Here is a 16,790-nt window from a genome sequence, read left to right on the forward strand (position 1 = left end):
AGCGGCAGCGGTTCGGACGCGGTGACCAGCTCCCGCAGCGGATACCGCCCCAGCACCTCGGTCACCTCCGGCGTCAGCGCCGCCGCAAGGCGCCACGCGGCCGGCCGGTCGTCGTCGCGCAGGGCCGCCGCCGAGGCCAGGACGACGTCCCGTCGGCCGCCGTCCACGGGGATCTGTGCGGCCGCCCGCTCGTGGAGCCGCGCGCCCTCTTCCAGCACGAGGTCCGTGTCGATCCCGGCCGGGATCTTGATCTGCGCGTGGTGCCGCCAGGTGCCGACCGGGTCTCCCCACGCCTCGACCGTGTACGTCCACAGCCCGGGGGCGCCGGCGGTGACGGTGGCGCCCCAGCGGTCGGTGCCCGGCGCGAGTTCGCGCATCGGCGTCCAGGGACCCGGGACGCCGTCGGGGTCGCGCAGGACGACATTGGCCGACACGGCGTCATGTCCCTCGCGGAACACGGTGGCCGAGATCTCGAAGGACTCTCCGGTGACCGCCTTGGCCGGCCTGGAACCGTGCTGGATCACAGGGCGGACGTCCAGGACCGGTACACGGCCGACGGCGGTCCTCCCGACCGCGGCGGGCGCCTCCCGGCCGGGTGGCCGCGCGTCGGTCCGGTCCGTCGCCGTGGCGGGGCCGGCCGGGCGCTCCGGCGTACTGGCCCGCGTGGAGTTCCTGCTGCTTGTCGGGGGTGGTGACGAGTTGTGCGTGGCGGGCATGACCGCTCCTGTCCGCGTCAACGGGGGTGTGGGCGGATGGATATGGGGAGGGGGTCCTGCGGGTGGAACCGTGGTGTGCCTGTGAGGGGTACCGGAGGAGCCTTCCCACCCTATTCGGGTGGGCAATCCGGCACTTTGTTAACTACTCACGCGTATGTCTACACACAAGACCGGCCCCATCCGGTGCGAAGGGGGCCGGTGGCAACACTCTGCCATTACGAGGGCGGCACTTGGAGGATTTTGCCGGGAGACAACGGACCCCGACCGGACACCCTGACGCTCGCCGCCCGCCCGGCCATGGCCTTCGCGACCTGGGCGGGCGTGGCCCGCGGGTGGGCGGACAGATGGAGCGCGGCCGCGCCGGCCGCGTGCGGTGACGCCATCGACGTACCCGAGTAGGTGGCCGTGCCGTTGCCGCTCGCGGAGGACGCGGACGTGATCGACACGCCCGGGGCGAACAGATCGAGCGCGGATCTGAAGTCGGAGAAGGACGCGCGTCCGTCCGGTCCGTGGCCCCGGCGGTGATCGCATCCTTCACGTAGGCCGGGGAGTACAGAACCGCCGGGAGGGCCTTCTCGGCGACGCCGTACCGGGTGCCCGCGACGGTCGCGGCGACATGGGTGCCGTGGCCGTTGCCGTCCTCGGCGGTCTTGTCGTCGCCGACGAAGTCCCAGCCGTAGCCCACCCGGCCGCCGAATTCGTCGTGCGTGATGCGGATGCCCGTGTCGATCACGTTCACCGTCACCCCGGCGCCCCCGGCCCGGGCGAGGTACAGCTCCTGTTCAGCGGGAGTCCGCGCCGGTCGAGGCGGTCGATGCCCCGCGGCGGCGGGTTCTTCTGCCGCTTTTCCGGATTGACGTGGCTGTCCTGGCTGACCGAGGCGACGTGCGGGTCCGCGGCGAGCAGCCGGGCCTGTCTCTGACCGGCCCGGACGACATAGCCGTTCAGGACGCTGCCGTAGACATGGCTGATTCTCGCCCCGTATGCGGCGACGAGGCTCCGGCCGGCCGTCGACGCGGCCGTCACCCCGCCTTCAGGGTCACGAGATGGCTTCCGCCGACCGAGCAGGGCTCGCCGGCGCCGAGTTTCTTTCCCTCCGGTGCGGCGTGCGCGGGCAGGGTGACGACCGAGAGCACCACGGCCGTGACGGCCGTGATCAGGCCTCCCGCCCGGCGCAGGCACCGTGTTCGCGTCCGTGCCATGGTCCGAGTTCCCCTCCTTGGCTCACCCGGGCAGCGTCTCGTGCGGGGTGCGGTGCGACAAGAACCCCTATGGGGGCGGAATCGGCCATATCGGTCATGGCTGGAGCGCGGGTGGAGTCGCCCGGCGAAGCCCGCATCGGGCGGGCCCTCGCACCGGTACCTTCGTCACAGACGACGAGTCGCACATCGCCGTGCGGCTCACCATGCAACGCGTCCGAGGTGGAAGTGTGAAGGCGATCCGTCGGTTCACCGTCCGTCCCGTTCTCCCCGAGTCTCTCCGGCCGCTGAGCGACCTGGCGCGCAATCTGCGCTGGTCCTGGCACGCGGAGACGCGTGACCTCTTCCAGACCGTCGATCCCGAACGCTGGGCCTCCTCCGGGGGCGACCCGGTGCGGCTGCTGGGCAGTGTGCCGCCGTCGCGGCTGGCCGAGCTCGCCGAGGACCGCCGCTTCCTGCGCCGTCTCACCGCGGCCGCGGGCGACCTGAGCGACTATGTGACCGGCGACCGCTGGTACCGGACCCGGTCCACCGAACTGCCTGCCGCCGTGGCCTATTTCTCCCCCGAGTTCGGCATCACCGCCGCCCTGCCGCAGTACTCCGGCGGCCTCGGCATCCTCGCCGGCGACCACCTCAAGGCGGCCAGCGACCTCGGCGTGCCCCTCATCGGGGTCGGCCTGCTCTACCGGCACGGCTACTTCCGGCAGACCCTGTCCCGGGACGGCTGGCAGCAGGAGCACTATCCGGTGCTCGACCCCCATGAACTCCCGGTGTTCCTGCTGAAGGAGGCCGACGGCAGTCCGGCGCAGGTCTCCCTCGCCCTGCCCGGCGGCCGGCAGCTGCACGCCCGGATCTGGCTGGCCCAGGTCGGCCGCGTCCCGCTGCTGATGCTCGACTCGGACGTCGAGGAGAACGACCTCGGTGAGCGCGGCGTCACCGACCGGCTCTACGGCGGCGGCAGCGAGCACCGGCTGCTCCAGGAGATGCTGCTCGGCATAGGAGGTGTCCGGGCGGTACGGACGTACTGCCGCCTCACCGGCCACCCGGAGCCCGAGGTCTTCCACACCAACGAGGGCCACGCGGGCTTCCTCGGCCTGGAGCGGATCAACGAACTGTCCGGCCGCGGGCTGGACTTCGACGCGGCGCTGGAGGCGGTCCGGGCCGGCACCGTCTTCACCACCCACACCCCCGTCCCGGCCGGCATCGACCGCTTCGACCGCGAGCTGGTCGCCCGGCACTTCGGCCCCGACGCCGAACTCCCGCGCATCGACGTCCAGCGCATCCTGAACCTGGGCATGGAGACCTACCCGGGCGGGGAGCCCAACCTGTTCAACATGGCCGTGATGGGGCTGCGTCTGGCCCAGCGGGCCAATGGCGTCTCGCTGCTGCACGGCAACGTCAGCCGGGAGATGTTCTCCGGGCTGTGGCCGGGATTCGACCCCGACGAGGTGCCGATCACCTCCGTCACCAACGGCGTGCACGCCCCGACCTGGGTCGCGCCCGAGGTCTTCCGGCTCGGCGCCCGCGCACTCGGTGTCGAGCGCGCCGAGGACGAGCTGTCGGCCGGGGGCGCGGAGCGCTGGGACGTCGTCGCGGGCATCGCCGACCAGGACATCTGGGAACTGCGCCGCACGCTGCGCGAGCAGCTGGTGGTGGAGGTGCGGCGGCGGCTGCGCGCCTCCTGGCGGCAACGCGGCGCCGGTACGGCCGAGCTGGGCTGGATCGACGGCGTCCTGGACCCCGACGTGCTGACCATCGGCTTCGCCCGGCGCGTGCCGTCGTACAAGCGCCTGACGCTGATGCTGCGCGACCGCGACCGGCTCATGGACCTCCTGCTGCACCCCGAGCGGCCGGTCCAGATCGTGGTGGCGGGCAAGGCGCACCCGGCGGACGACGGCGGCAAGCGCCTGGTCCAGGAACTGGTCCGCTTCGCCGACGACCCGCGGGTGCGCCACCGCATCGTCTTCCTCCCGGACTACGGCATGGCGATGGCGCAGAAGCTCTACCCCGGGTGCGACATCTGGCTCAACAACCCGCTGCGCCCGCTGGAGGCCTGTGGCACCTCCGGGATGAAGGCCGCGCTCAACGGCTGCCTCAACCTGTCCGTCCTCGACGGCTGGTGGGACGAATGGTTCCAGCCGGACTTCGGCTGGGCGATCCCCACGGCGGACGGCGTGGGCACGGACCCCGAGCGGCGGGACGACATCGAGGCCGCCGCGCTCTACGACCTCCTCGAGCAGCGGGTGACGCCGCGTTTCTACGAGCGCGGGCAGAGCGGTCTGCCCGACCGCTGGATCGAGATGGTCCGCCAGACCCTGACCCTGCTGGGCCCGAAGGTGCTGGCCGGCCGGATGGTCCGGGAGTACGTGGAGCGCCTCTACACCCCGGCCGCCCATGCCCATCGCGCCCTCACCCAGGACGCGGCCCGGGAACTCGCCGCCTGGAAGGCCCGGGTCCGCTCGGCCTGGCACGGGGTGACGGTCGACCACGTCGAGACCACGGCGGCCGCGGCCACCGCGGAACTGGGCAGCACCCTGGGCCTGCGCGTCCGCGTCGGCCTCGGTGGCCTCACCCCCGACGACGTCGAGGTACAGGCGGTCTCGGGCCGGGTCGACGCGGAGGACCGCATCACGGACGCGACGACGGTTCCGCTGAAACCGGCGGGTGGCTCGGACCTGGAGGGCCGCTGGCTCTACGAGGGCCCCCTGGCGCTGGACCGCACGGGCCCGTACGGCTATACGGTCCGTATCCTTCCGTCCCACCCTCTCCTCGCCTCGAGCGCGGAACTGGGACTGGTGGTGTCGCCCTCGGAGGACGTGGTGGAGGCGGCGGGGGTGTTGCTGCGGTGAGCGGGGGCTGATCACCGCGAGGCCGGCGAGGAGGTCGGGGCCGTCATGGGCGTGGACGTGGTCCTGAAGCGGGTGAGCCGTGCGGGGACGAGTCCGAAGCGACGCCGGCTGACCCAGGTGGACGTCGTGCCGGACGGCTCCGACGTGTTCGCCGGGATCTGCGGCCGGAGCGGGCGGCCCCTGCTGGGCCGGGTGGATCCCTACGGGACGCTGGTCCTGACCGCCCGGGACATGCCGCATTTCGACGCGGAGCGAGGCGGCGCGGTCGGGGCGGCGGAGCGGGACGTCCTGGACGGTGTCCGAGGACTGGCCGACCGGTGCGCCGTCGATGCCACGCCGGAACTGCACCTCGAGGGGGACTGACGCGGCGTCTCGCTCAGGCCTCGTCGTACGGTGCGCACAGCTTTCGCAGCACCGTCCCGCACCGGCGGGCGTACGCGTGCTGCAACCCCCGGGTCGCGGGGCCGCCCGCTCGGGCGTACCACTTGGCCGCGCGGCTGAAGGCCGCCACGGTGAGCCAGACCGTGCCGTCGCCCGTGCGGTCCACCACGAAGGCCTCCTCGCCGGATTCGGGATGGCCGGTGAGGGTGCCGTAGGCCCAGCCCGCATGGCGGGGTTCCTCCAGCGTCCAGACGACGCGGCAGGGGGCCTTGACCACGCCGGCCAGGGTGACCGTGACGTCGACGCCGGGGGCCGCGCGGTCTGCCGTGGCGTCGATGCCCACGCCGAGCGCGCGGTGCATCTCCCAGGTGAGGACCGCTTCGGCGGCCCGGCGGAACAACTCCCCGCCCTCGCCGACGCGTGTGCGTACGTGCAGGGGGTGGTAGCCGGGCGGGCAGACCGTGAGGTTGTCGCGGGTCGCGCCGACCGGCTCGTAGGTGAAGTCGGGGGAGGAGTCCGTGGGCATGGCACCCAAGAGTAGGGCGGCACCCGGAATGGCTTCCTCCCGGGTGCCGCCCCTCGTCAACTTGCCTGCAATCAGCTGACGTTGACCGCCGACCACGCCGCCGCCACCGCGTTGTACTCGGTGGAGCCGGAGCCGTACAGCGCCGCAGCCGCGCTCAGCGTGCCGGTGCGGGCCGACTTGTAGTTGGTCGTCGACGTGAAGTACGTCGTCAGCGCCTTGTACCAGATCTGCAGCGCCTTGGCGCGGCCGATGCCGGTGACCGTGGAGCCGTTGGACGTCGGCGAGTCGTACGTCACGCCGTTGATCGTCTTCGAGCCGCTGCCCTCGGACAACAGGTAGAAGAAGTGGTTGGCGACGCCGGACGAGTAGTGCACGTCCTTGTTGCCGACGGAGGAGGACCAGTAGTCCGCCGAGCCCCCGTCCTTGCTGGGCTTGTCCATGTAGCGCAGCGGGGTGCCGTCGCCGTTGATGTTGATCTTCTCGCCGATGAGGTAGTCACCGACGTCGGACGAGTTGTTCGCGGCGAACTCCACGCCCGTGCCGAAGATGTCCGAGGTCGCCTCGTTCAGGCCGCCGGACTCGCCGCTGTAGTTGAGGCCCGCGGTGTTGGAGGTGACGCCGTGGCTCATCTCGTGTCCCGCCACGTCCAGCGAGGTCAGCGGGTGGGTGTTGCCCGAGCCGTCGCCGTAGGTCATGCAGAAGCAGCTGTCGTCCCAGAACGCGTTCACGTACGAGTTGCCGTAGTGCACGCGGGAGTACGCGGCCTTGCCGTCGTTCTTGATGCCGCTGCGGCCGAACGTGTTCTTGTAGAAGTCCCAGGTGGCCTGCGCGCCGTACGCCGCGTCGGCGGCCGCGGTCTGGTCCGTGGTGGAGCTGGAGGCCGAGCCCGTGCCCCACACGTCGTCCGCGTCGGTGAACAGCGTGCCGGTGCCCGAGGTCTTGTGGGCCAGGTTGTACGTCTTGTGACCGCCGCGCGTGGAGTCGGTCAGCTGGTACGTCGAGCCCGACAGGGTGGTGTTCAGGGTGACCGTGCCGGAGTACAGGGTCTTGCCGGTGCCGGTCTCGATGCCCTGGTACTCGAAGAGCTTCTTGCCGGTGGCGGCGTCGGTGATGACGTGCAGCTCGTTCGGGGTGCCGTCGTCCTGGAGGCCGCCGACGACCGTCTCGTAGGCGAGGACGGGCTTGCCGGAGCCGGCCCAGATCACCTTGCGTGGCGCGCTGTCCGCGGCGGTCTTGTCCGAACCCGCGGTCTGGGCCGCGGTCAGCGCCTGCTTCTCGGCCTTGCCGGAGGCGATCCGCGGCGTGAGCGAGGCCACTTTGATGGCGCTCTTCGCGGCCTTGGTGACGCCCTCGGCCTTGCCGGTCTTCGAGGTGTGGACGACCAGGTCGCCGCCGAGCACCGGCAGGCCCGCGTAGGTGCGCTCGTAGCGGGTGTGGACGGTGCCGTCGACGTCCTTCACGACGTCCTTGACGACCAGCTTCTCCTTGGTGCCGAGGCCTATTCGCTGCGCCGTGTCGGCGGCGTCGGCCTGTGCCTGCTGGATCAGAGTGGTGCGGGTCGCGGCGGTCAGTGCCGTGGGTGCGGCGGCCAGGGACTCGGCTGTGGCGGACCCGGTCGGGGTCTGGGCCGAGGCGGTGGTGGTCAGGCCCGTGGTGAGCAGGGCTCCGGCTGCGACAGCGGTGGCGATGGCCAGCGTGGTGCGCTGGTGACGCGCGTAGAGGGGGCTCACTCAAGCTCCTTCATGTGGGGGAGTCCGGGCAGCGTGGGGGTGCTGTCCGGGGTGTGGTGAGGTGAAGCTGCTGTGCTGTTGCGGCGGTTGAGGGAAGAGTGACATCAAGGACGCGTACATGTCAGGCCCTCATCGTGATGTTGGCCGAAACGCGACTGCCCGGTGAACATTGCCGACATGTGAAGGGGCGTCGTCCCGGGGGGCCGGACCCCCGGGACGACGCCCTGTGCCCGCGGCCGTGCTCAGCGGTTTACGGAAACGTCGGCTTTCAGCTGTTGATCCTTCCGACGTCCTGCGCGGCCTGGTCCTGGACCTTCGACTTCCCGGTGCCATTGGCCGATTCGGACGACGCCAGTGCTGTGACCGGAAAGGTTCACCGGCTCGCGACACACAGCACTAGCCGGGCGGGTCCCCGTGCCAGGTCCGCCACAGCGCCGCGTACGCCCCGTCGGCCGCCACCAGTTCGTCGTGCGTGCCGAGTTCGGTGAGGCGGCCGTCCTCCATCACCGCCACCCGGTCCGCGTCATGGGCCGTGTGCAGCCGGTGGGCGATGGCGATGACCGTACGGCCCTCCAGTACGGCGGCCAGGGCGCGCTCGGTGTGCCGGGCCGTCGCCGGGTCGAGCAGCGCCGTGGCCTCGTCCAGAATGAGCGTGTGCGGGTCGGCCAGCACCACGCGGGCCAGGGCGAGTTGCTGGGCCTGTGAACCATCGGTCGGGCAACCGCCGGTCCCCAGACGGGCATCGAGTCCGTCGGGCAGCTCCCGCACCCAGTCCGCGGCGCCGACCGCGGCGAGCGCGTCCCACAACTCCTCGTTAGTAGCGGAGAGTTCGGCGATCCGCAGGTTGTCGCGCACCGTGCCGAGGAACACATGGTGCTCCTGGGTCACCAACACCACCTGGCGGCGCAGCCGCTCCGGCTCCAGGCCCGCGACCGGCACCCCGCCCACCGTCACCGTGCCCGCTCCCGGCGCGTCCACGCCCGCGAGCAGCCTGCTCAGCGTCGTCTTGCCCGCGCCGGACGGACCGACCACCGCGAGCCGCTCCCCGGGCCGCACCGTCAGATCCACCCCGCGCAGCACCTCACCACCGCGCTCATAGGCGTACCGCACCCCGGTCACGTCGATGCGGTCGTCGGCCGGAGTCGCGGCAGCGCCGCCCGGCACGGCCCTCGGAGCCCGCGCCAGCCCCTCCACCCGCGCGAACGAGGCGCCGCTGCTCTGCAGTTGCTCCACCCGGTTCAGCAACTGGTCCAGCGGATCGGTGAACTGGCGCAGATACAGGGTGGCCGCCACCACCGTGCCCAGCCCCACCTGTCCGTGCGCGTGCAGCACACCGCCGGCCAGCAGGACCCCCGCCACCGGGATCGTGTACGACACCTCGACGGCCGGGAAGAACACCGTGCGCAGGAACAGCGTGTACAGCCGTGTCCTGCGGGCCGTCTCCAGCGCGTCCCGGCTCGCCCCGGTCCGCCGCTCCTCGAGCCGGAACGCCTCCACCGTACGGGCCCCGGCCGCGGTCGCCGCCAGGATCTCGGCGACCTCCGAGGTGGCCGCCCCCTCGGCGAGATAGCCGTCCCGCGCCCGGCGCAGATACCAGCGCAGGGCGAACCAGATCGGGGTCAGCCCCAGCACGCCCAGGGCGGCGAGCAGCGGGTCGAGCACGAAGACCGCGACCAGCACGAACAGCGCCTGGACGGCACAGACCAGCAGGTCCGGGCCGACGTCCCGCAGCGTGGTCCCGACCGCGGCCACGTCCGCGGTGCCGCGCGCCGTGAGGTCACCGGTGCCGGCCCGCTCCACCGCCGACGCGGGCAGCGCCAGCGCCCGGTCGACGAACTCCTCGCGGACCCGGGCCAGCGTCCGTTCCCCGAAGCGGTACCCGACGTACCGGGCCCAGCGCGCCAGTAGCAGCTGGGCCAGCGCGCACACCAGGATCCACGCGGCCAGCCGGTCCACCGCGCCGACACCGCGTCCGGCCCGCACCTCGTCCACGATCCGCCCGAGCAGCCACGGTCCGGCGAGCCCCGCGGACGCGGCCAGCGCGTTCAGCACCAGCGCGACGGCGAAACTCCGCCCGTCCGCCCGGACCAACCGAACGGTCGCCCGCCGTACGTCGGCCCGTTCCGCGACCGGCAGCCGGCCCGAGGACGCCGTCACCGTACGGCCTCCTCGGCGTCCCGTGCCACGAGGGCCCGGTAGCCCGGCTCCCGTGCCAGCAGTTCGCGATGGCTGCCGCCGGCCGCGAGCTTGCCGTCGACCAGATAGAGCACGGTGTCCGCACGGTCCAGCACCAGCGGGGACGTGCTGGTCACCACCGTCGTACGGCCCGCTCGCGCCTCCCGCAGCCGCTCGGCGACCGTGGCCTCCGTGTGGGCGTCCAGTGCCGACGTCGGCTCCACGGCGAGCAGCACCTCCGGATCGGCCAGCAGTGCCCGCACCAGCCGCACCCGCTGCCGCTGACCGCCGGACAGGCTGCGGCCCTGCGCCGTCACCGGGGAGTCGAGCCCCTCCGGCAGCGCCTGCACGATGTCGTCGGCGGCGGCCGCGTGCACGGCCCGTCGTACGGCCTCCTCGCCGGGCGAGCCCCGCCCGGCGACCATCTCGTGGAGTGTCGCGGCGAACAGGTCCGCCTCGTTGTCGGCGACCAGGATCCGCTCCCGCACCTCCGCCGACGGGACCGCGTCGAGCCGTACCCCGCCCCAGGTGGCTGCCGACGGCGTGTAGCGGCCGAGGCGGTCGACCACGGCGGCGGCGTCGGCGGGCCGGGCACCGGCCAGCGCCGTCAGCCGGCCGGGCGCCACCCGTACACCGGACTCGGGGTCGTACAGCACGGACGGTTCGGCGGGCGCGGGCCGCGTGCCCCGGTCAGGTTCCGGCTCGAGCCGCAGCAGCCCCACGACCCGACGCGCGGCCACCACGCCCCGGCTGAGCTGGTAGCCCATCTCCAGGAAGAACGCCACCGGGCCCACCAGGACCGCGACATAGCCGTACACCGACACCAACTCGCCGATGGTCAGGTCTCCTTGGGCAGCCAGCCGGGCCGCGAGCCAGGTCACCGTCGCCAGGAACAGCGTCGGCAGGCCCACTCCGAGCGCCTGCACCCAGCTGGCCACCGCGCCCACCCGGTAGCCCTGCTCGCGCAGCCGCTGCGAGTCGTGCCGGAAGGCGTCAGCGAACAGGCCCTTCCCGCCGAGCCCGTTGAGGACGCGCAGCCCGCCGGCGAGATCGCCGATGCGGGCGGTCAGCACGCCCTGCCGCTCCCGGTACTCGGTCTCCGTGCGCTGCAGCCGCACCGTGAGCGGCCCGGCGACCAGCACGATCACCGGCACCCCGAGCAGCACCACCCCGGCCAGCGGCGCCGAGATCGACAGCAGCACGCCGGCCACCACCGCGTACACGACCACCGAGCCCACACCGGGTCCGACGACGGTCAGCGCCGTCGCGATCGTCTGCACGTCGCCGACGCCGATCGTCACGATCTCCCCGGCCCCGGCCCGGCGCGGCAGCGCGGCCCCCAGCCGGACCGCCTGCCGCACCACCACCTTCACCGTGCGGAAGTTGGCGTCCATGCGCACCCGCGTCATCGTCCGGTGCCGCATGATGCTGACCCACGAGTTGACGGCGCCGACCACGAACAGCACCACGCACCACCAGGTCAGCGCGCCCAGGTCACCGGCCACGAGCCCGTCGTCGATCGCCCGGGACATCAGATACGGCGCCGTGGCCATCAGCACCATCCACGTACTGGCCAGCGCCGCGCCCGCGAGGGACCGCGCGGGCTGCCGCAGCACCAGCCACCACAGAAACCGCCATCCGCCACGACAGTCCGGCGTGCCCGGCTCCTCGTACGCGTCGATCATCGATTCCCCCGTCCCGGTACCCGTCAGGCCAGACTGTCCCGCCACGCCCGGTGCAGATCGGCGAACCGGCCCGTCCCGGCGATCAGCTCGGCCGGGCCGCCGTCCTCGACGATCCGGCCGTGCTCCATCACGAGCACCCGGTCGGCGATCTCGACGGTGGACAGCCGGTGCGCGATGACCACGGCCGTGCGGCCCCGCAGGACCGTCGTCATCGCCCGCTGCACCGCCCGCTCGCCGGGGATGTCCAGCGAGCTGGTCGCCTCGTCGAGGATCAGTACCGCCGGGTCGGCCAGCAACGCACGTGCGAACGCCACCAGTTGGCGCTGGCCCGCCGAGATACGGCCGCCGCGCTTGCGTACGTCCGTGTCGTAGCCGTCGGGCAGGGCGCTGATGAACTCGTGGGCGCCGATGGCCTTCGCGGCCTGCTCGATCTCCTCACGGGTGGCATCCGGCCGCCCGACGGCGATGTTCTCGGCGACCGTGCCGGAGAACAGGAACGCCTCCTGCGTCACCATCACCACCCCGCGCCGCAGCTCGGGCAGGGCCAGCTCGCGCAGGTCCACGCCGTCGAGCAGGACCCGGCCCTCGGAGGGGTCGTAGAAGCGGGCGAGCAGCTTGGCCAGGGTCGACTTGCCGGCGCCGGTCGAGCCGACGACCGCTACCGTCTGCCCGGCCGGGATCACCAGGTCGAAGCGGGGCAGGACCTCGCCGCCCGTGCGATAGGCGAAGCGGACGCCGTCGAAGACGACCTCGCGGCCGGGGAACTCGCTCGCCGGTGGGGGCAGTTCCCGGGGGGCCGACGGCTCGGGCACCGACGGCCTCTGGGCCAGCAGGCCTGCGATCTTCTCCAGCGAGGCGGCCGCCGACTGCCAGGAGTTGAGGAACATGCCGAGCCGGTCGATGGGGTCGTACAGCCGCCGCAGATACAGCACCGCCGCGGCCAGCACACCCAGTTCCAGCGAGCCGCTCGCCACCCGGTAGGCGCCCCAGAGGACGATGCCCGCGACCGCCGTGTTGGCGACCAGCCGGGAGCCGACGACATAGCGGGCCATCTCGTGCAGGGCGTCGCCGTTCGTCCACTCGTGCCGCCGGTTCAGCACCCGGAAATCGGCCTCGTTCGCGGCCTCCCGGCGGAAGGTGCGCACCGGCCGGATGCCGTTCATCGTCTCCACGAACTTCACGATCACGGCCGCGATGGCGGTGGACCGCGCCTGGAACACCCGCCCGGCGCGCCGCTGGTAGACCCGCACCAGGAGGTACAGCGGCACGAACGAAGCCACCGCGACGGCACCGAGCCCCAGGTCCAGCCAGAGCAGCATGGCCGAGATGTAGACGAAGGAGAGGATGACGGTGACGAGTTCCTGCAGCCCTTCGCTGAGCAACTCGCGCAGCGACTCGACGTCCGTGGTGGAGCGGGAGATGAGCCGGCCGGAGGTGTACCGCTCGTGGAAGTCGATGCTCAGCGCCTGCGCGTGCCGGAAGATCCGGCCGCGCAGATCGAGCAGCACGTCCTGGTTGACGCGCGCGGAGGCCTCGATGAACGCGAACTGGAGCACGCCCGCGACCAGCGCGCACAGCACATAGCCCACGCCGACGGCGACGAGCGGCCCGTGGTCGTGGTCACGGAACGCGGGTACGGCCTTGTCGATGGCGTACGCCACCAGGAGGGGGCCGACCTGCACGGCCGCCTGCTGAAGCAGCAGCAGGAGTGTGGTCACGGCGACCCGACGCTTCAGCGGGGCGAGGAGGGACCGAAGCAGGATGGCCGTGGCACCGGGGGGAGTGGGCAGGACGTCCCGGTCGAAGGGGTCGCCGGAGTCGGGCGGGCGGGGGAGATCGTCCTCGGCGTCTCCGGTGGGGGCGGAGGTGGAGGTGGCGGGGGCGGTCATCGGGCGTCGTCCTCCTGTTCCCCTGACATCAGATGGGCGTACTCGGCGTTCGTGCGCAGCAGTTCGTGGTGGGTGCCGACGGCGGCGATACGGCCGCCGGAGAGCAGGGCGACGCGGTCGGCGAGCAGCACGGTGGAGGGGCGGTGCGCGACGATGAGGGCGGTGGTGTCGGCGAGGACGTCCCGCAGCGCGGCCTCGACCGCGGCCTCGGTGTGGACGTCGAGGGCGGACAGCGGGTCGTCGAGCACGAGGAACCGGGGCCTGCCGACGACGGCCCGTGCGAGAGCGAGCCGCTGCCGCTGTCCACCGGACAGACTGAGCCCCTGCTCACCGACCTGCGTGTCCGTCCCCTGGGGCAGCGCGTGCGCGAACTCGGCCTGCGCGACGGAGAGGGCCCGGTTCAGCTCCGCCGCGCCCGAACCGTCCCCTGCCCCCATGAGCACGTTGTCGCCCACGCTGGCGGAGAACAGGGTGGGCTCCTCGAAGGCGACGGCGACCATGTCCCGGAGCGCTGCGCGGGACATGGCGGTGATGTCCTCACCGTCGAGCGTGATCCGCCCGGACGTCACCTCGTGCAGCCGGGGGACGAGAGCGGTGAGGGTGGTCTTACCGCTGCCGGTGGCCCCGACGAGGGCCATGGACTCACCGGGGCGGATGTGGAGGTCGATGAGGTCAAGGGTGGGCGGCGAGCCGGGGGGAGCGTCGGGGTAACGGAACCGGACGTCGTGGAACCGGATGCCGCGCGACTCGGTGTCTCGGGTGCCCGCGCCTCCGTCGGCATCCTCGGACTCCGGCCTCTCGTCCAGCACCTCGAAGTACCGCTCGGTAGCGGTAGCCGCCTCCTGCGTCATCGCCAGCAGGAACCCGATCGAGTCCACGGGCCACCGCAGAGCGAGTGCCGTACTCAAAAAGGCGACCAACGTCCCCGCGGACAGCTCCCCGTCCGCCACCTGCACGACCCCCAACACGAGCGCCGCCCCGATGGCCACCTCCGGCAGCGTCACGATGACAGCCCAGATCGACGCCAGCAGCCGTGCCTTCCGCAGCTCCGTCCCCCGCAGCTTCCGCGACAGCTTCTGGAACGCCCGCGCCTGACTGCGGTGCCGGCCGAACCCCTTGACGATGCGGATGCCGAGCACACTCTCCTCGACGACCGTCGTCAGGTCCCCGACCTGGTCCTGGGCCAGCCGGGCCACGTCCGCGTACCGCCGCTCGAAGACGACGCACGTCCACATCACGGGCAGGGCGGGCCCGAGGATGACCAGGCCGAGCGTCCAGTCCTGCATCAGCATGATCGCCACGCCGACGAGGATGGTGACGCCGTTGACCAGCAGGAAGGTCAGCGGAAAGGCGAGGAACAGGCGCAGCAGCATGAGGTCGGTCGTGCCCCGGGAGAGCAGCTGGCCGGACGCCCAGCGGTCGTGGAAGGCCACCGGCAGCCGCTGCAGATGCCGGTACAGATCCGCCCGCATCTCCGCCTCGACGTGCGACAGCGGCCGCGCCACCAGCCAGCGCCGCAGCCCGAACAGCCCGGCCTCCGCGATGCCGAGCAGCAGCAGATACAGCGCGCCGAGCCACACGCCGCCCGTGTCCCGGTCGGCCACCGGCCCGTCCACCAGCCACTTCAGGACGAGCGGGATGACCAGCCCCGTACAGGAGGCGACGACGGCCACGAACGCGGCGGTGAACAGCCGCACCCGCACGGGCCGTACATACGGCCACAGACGCAGCAGCGTCCGCACGACGGAGCGTTGTCCGGGGTCCTTGGTGGTTACAGGTGTCGTCGACATCAGCAGCGAGCCTACGGTTCGCCACTGACAACGCCCACCGAGTTTCGGCCGGACCCTCCTCGGCCCCTGGACCTACGACCAGCGCGTTCGAGGGGGCGTACAGCGGCATCGTCCGATCGGTTGATGCGGATCCGAGCGCGACGGGCGATGTGCCGGCCCCCGCCCTCCCGGCACTCTCGATCCATGCCCGTCATCGAAGTCACCGATCTGCATAAGTCCTACGGCGGCCGGGCCGTCGTCGACGGGGTCTCGTTCGGCGTCGAGGAAGGCGAGATCTTCGGGATTCTCGGACCCAACGGCGCCGGCAAGACCACCACCGTCGAGTGTGTCGAGGGGTTGCGTGTTCCCGATGCGGGGCGGGTCCGGGTCGCCGGGCTCGATCCCGTCGCCGATCACGAGAAGGTCGCCCGTGTGCTGGGTGCCCAGTTGCAGGAGAGCGAGCTGCAGGCCAAGTTGACCGTGCGGGAGGCGCTCGAACTGTACGCCGCCTTCCATCCGCGTCCGCTCGACTGGCGGCCGCTCGCCGAGCGGCTGGGGCTCGCCGAGAAGCTCGGGAGCCGGTTCGGCAAGCTCTCCGGTGGACAGAAGCAGCGCTTGTTCATCGCCCTCGCCCTCGTCGGGAATCCGCGCGTCGTCGTGCTCGACGAGCTGACCACGGGGCTCGATCCGCGTGCGCGGCGCGGCACCTGGGAGCTCATCGAGGATGTGCGGGCGGGCGGGGTGACCGTTCTGCTCGTCACGCACTTCATGGAGGAGGCCCAGCGGCTGTGCGACCGCATCGCCGTCATCGACCGGGGCGCCGTGGTCGCTCTCGATACGCCGGCCGGGCTCGTTCGGCGTTCCGCGGGGGCCACCGTCATCAGTTTCACCCCTTCGGCGCCCCTCGACGACGACGAAGTCGGAGCCCTTCCCGACCTCGTCTCCGTCGAGCGCAAGGACGGCCGGATCACGCTCTCCGGCACCGACGGGACGGTCAACGCCGTCATCACCCTCCTCGCCCGCCACCGCATCACCGCCCACCAGCTCCGCGTCCTGGACGCCACGCTCGACGACGCCTTCCTCGACCTGACGAAGGAGAAGAAGGAGAAGACAGAAGGGACACTCACGTGAATTCCGCCGTCCTGCGCACCGAAATCCGTCTCTTCCGGCGTGAACCGGGCAGTGTCTTCTGGATCCTGCTCTTTCCCACCCTCCTGCTGGTCATCCTCGGCTCCATCCCCTCGTTCCGGCAGGCCGACGACGACCTCGGCGGTCTGCGCACCATCGACGCCTACGTCCCCATCGCCGTGCTGACCGGACTCATCGTCGGCGGGCTGCAGGCCATGCCGCAGACCCTCACCGGCTACCGGGAGCAGGGCATCCTGCGCCGGATGGCCGTCACGCCGGTCCGGCCGAGTGCCCTGCTGTCCGCGCACATGCTGGTGTACGGCGCGGCCTCCCTCGCATCGGCGGTGTTCGTCCTCGCGGTCGGGCGGCTCGCCTACGACGTGAGCGTGCCGGAGCAGCCCTTCGGATACGCCCTCGCCCTGCTCCTGGCCGTCCTGGTCGCCCTCGCTCTCGGATCGGTGGTCTCCGCCCTGTCCCGTACGACGAAGATCGCGGGTGCGATCGGGTCCGCCGTGTTCTTCCCGTCGATGTTCTGCGCCGGCGTGTGGCTGCCGGTGCAGGCCATGCCGGACCTGCTGGCCCGGATCGTGGGCTGGACCCCGTTCGGAGCGGCCGCGCAGGCCCTCAACCGGGCGATGGCCGGGCACTGGCCGGGCTGGGGCCACCTGGGCGTGCTGGCGATGTGGATCCTGGTGTTGACCGGAGCCGCGTCCCGCTGGTTCCGCTGGGAGTAGGCGAGAGGC

General features: G+C 72.1%; 11 protein-coding genes and 1 pseudogene. 4 read left to right on the forward strand and 8 right to left on the reverse strand.

Annotated features, from left to right (window positions below; genetic code table 11):
• Both IEZ19_RS33580 and IEZ19_RS33585 read right to left on the reverse strand, forming a co-directional pair.
• Positions 1-716: maltotransferase domain-containing protein (locus tag IEZ19_RS33580; protein ID WP_189315095.1), on the reverse strand; the 716-nt coding region annotated here is incomplete at its 3' end.
• A gap of 215 nt (positions 717-931) precedes the next feature.
• Positions 932-1,918: pseudogene (locus IEZ19_RS33585) on the reverse strand (S8 family serine peptidase).
• Between the two features lie 227 nt (positions 1,919-2,145).
• On the opposite strand from IEZ19_RS33585, the gene IEZ19_RS33590 reads away from it, so the two are divergent.
• Both IEZ19_RS33590 and IEZ19_RS33595 read left to right on the forward strand, forming a co-directional pair.
• A complete protein-coding gene (locus IEZ19_RS33590; RefSeq protein ID WP_189315096.1) occupies positions 2,146-4,764 on the forward strand; it encodes a glycosyltransferase family 1 protein in 2,619 nt (872 codons plus the stop codon).
• A 45-nt stretch (positions 4,765-4,809) separates the two neighbouring features.
• Complete coding sequence (locus IEZ19_RS33595) at positions 4,810-5,127, forward strand: hypothetical protein (protein ID WP_189315097.1); 318 nt, start codon at positions 4,810-4,812, stop codon at positions 5,125-5,127.
• Positions 5,128-5,140: 13 nt separating this feature from the next.
• Here IEZ19_RS33595 and IEZ19_RS33600 read toward each other — a convergent pair whose 3' ends face one another.
• The 6 genes from IEZ19_RS33600 to IEZ19_RS33625 all read right to left on the reverse strand — a co-directional run bounded on the left by IEZ19_RS33600 (position 5,141) and on the right by IEZ19_RS33625 (position 14,940).
• The gene (locus IEZ19_RS33600) at positions 5,141-5,671 is read right to left on the reverse strand and encodes a DUF1990 domain-containing protein (protein WP_189315098.1); all 531 of its coding nucleotides are present in this window, start codon (positions 5,669-5,671) and stop codon (positions 5,141-5,143) included.
• Between the two features lie 71 nt (positions 5,672-5,742).
• The gene (locus IEZ19_RS33605) at positions 5,743-7,401 is read right to left on the reverse strand and encodes a M4 family metallopeptidase (RefSeq protein ID WP_189315099.1); all 1,659 of its coding nucleotides are present in this window, start codon (positions 7,399-7,401) and stop codon (positions 5,743-5,745) included.
• A 396-nt stretch (positions 7,402-7,797) separates the two neighbouring features.
• A complete protein-coding gene (locus IEZ19_RS33610; protein WP_189315100.1) occupies positions 7,798-9,558 on the reverse strand; it encodes an ABC transporter ATP-binding protein in 1,761 nt (586 codons plus the stop codon).
• Positions 9,555-11,261, reverse strand: coding sequence for an ABC transporter transmembrane domain-containing protein (locus tag IEZ19_RS33615; RefSeq protein ID WP_189315101.1), 1,707 nt, complete (start codon positions 11,259-11,261; stop codon positions 9,555-9,557). The genes IEZ19_RS33610 and IEZ19_RS33615 overlap by 4 nt, the downstream gene beginning before the upstream one ends.
• Positions 11,262-11,284: 23 nt before the next feature.
• Positions 11,285-13,150, reverse strand: coding sequence for an ABC transporter ATP-binding protein (locus IEZ19_RS33620; protein WP_189315102.1), 1,866 nt, complete (start codon positions 13,148-13,150; stop codon positions 11,285-11,287).
• Complete coding sequence (locus IEZ19_RS33625; protein ID WP_189315103.1) at positions 13,147-14,940, reverse strand: ABC transporter ATP-binding protein; 1,794 nt, start codon at positions 14,938-14,940, stop codon at positions 13,147-13,149. Before IEZ19_RS33625 ends, IEZ19_RS33620 begins: the two co-directional genes overlap by 4 nt.
• Positions 14,941-15,123: 183 nt before the next feature.
• On the opposite strand from IEZ19_RS33625, the gene IEZ19_RS33630 reads away from it, so the two are divergent.
• Complete coding sequence (locus tag IEZ19_RS33630) at positions 15,124-16,050, forward strand: ABC transporter ATP-binding protein (RefSeq protein ID WP_189315104.1); 927 nt, start codon at positions 15,124-15,126, stop codon at positions 16,048-16,050.
• Positions 16,047-16,781 (forward strand): ABC transporter permease, encoded by a 735-nt coding sequence (locus tag IEZ19_RS33635; RefSeq protein WP_189315105.1) that lies wholly within the window; start codon positions 16,047-16,049, stop codon positions 16,779-16,781. Before IEZ19_RS33630 ends, IEZ19_RS33635 begins: the two co-directional genes overlap by 4 nt.
• Positions 16,782-16,790 lie beyond the last annotated feature (9 nt).

The organism is Streptomyces brasiliensis, from assembly GCF_014647875.1.
GTDB classification, from domain to species: Bacteria; Actinomycetota; Actinomycetes; order Streptomycetales; family Streptomycetaceae; genus Streptomyces; species Streptomyces brasiliensis.

What these genes read in the sequence shown, in the direction of transcription:
- IEZ19_RS33620 (WP_189315102.1), bottom strand. Translation starts at nt 13,150, where the DNA reads ATGACCGCCCCCGCCACCTCCACCTCCGCCCCCACCGGAGACGCCGAG.
- IEZ19_RS33630 (WP_189315104.1), top strand. Translation starts at nt 15,124, where the DNA reads ATGCCCGTCATCGAAGTCACCGATCTGCATAAGTCCTACGGCGGCCGG.
- IEZ19_RS33625 (WP_189315103.1), bottom strand. Translation starts at nt 14,940, where the DNA reads ATGTCGACGACACCTGTAACCACCAAGGACCCCGGACAACGCTCCGTC.
- IEZ19_RS33600 (WP_189315098.1), bottom strand. Translation starts at nt 5,671, where the DNA reads ATGCCCACGGACTCCTCCCCCGACTTCACCTACGAGCCGGTCGGCGCG.
- IEZ19_RS33595 (WP_189315097.1), top strand. Translation starts at nt 4,810, where the DNA reads ATGGGCGTGGACGTGGTCCTGAAGCGGGTGAGCCGTGCGGGGACGAGT.
- IEZ19_RS33615 (WP_189315101.1), bottom strand. Translation starts at nt 11,261, where the DNA reads ATGATCGACGCGTACGAGGAGCCGGGCACGCCGGACTGTCGTGGCGGA.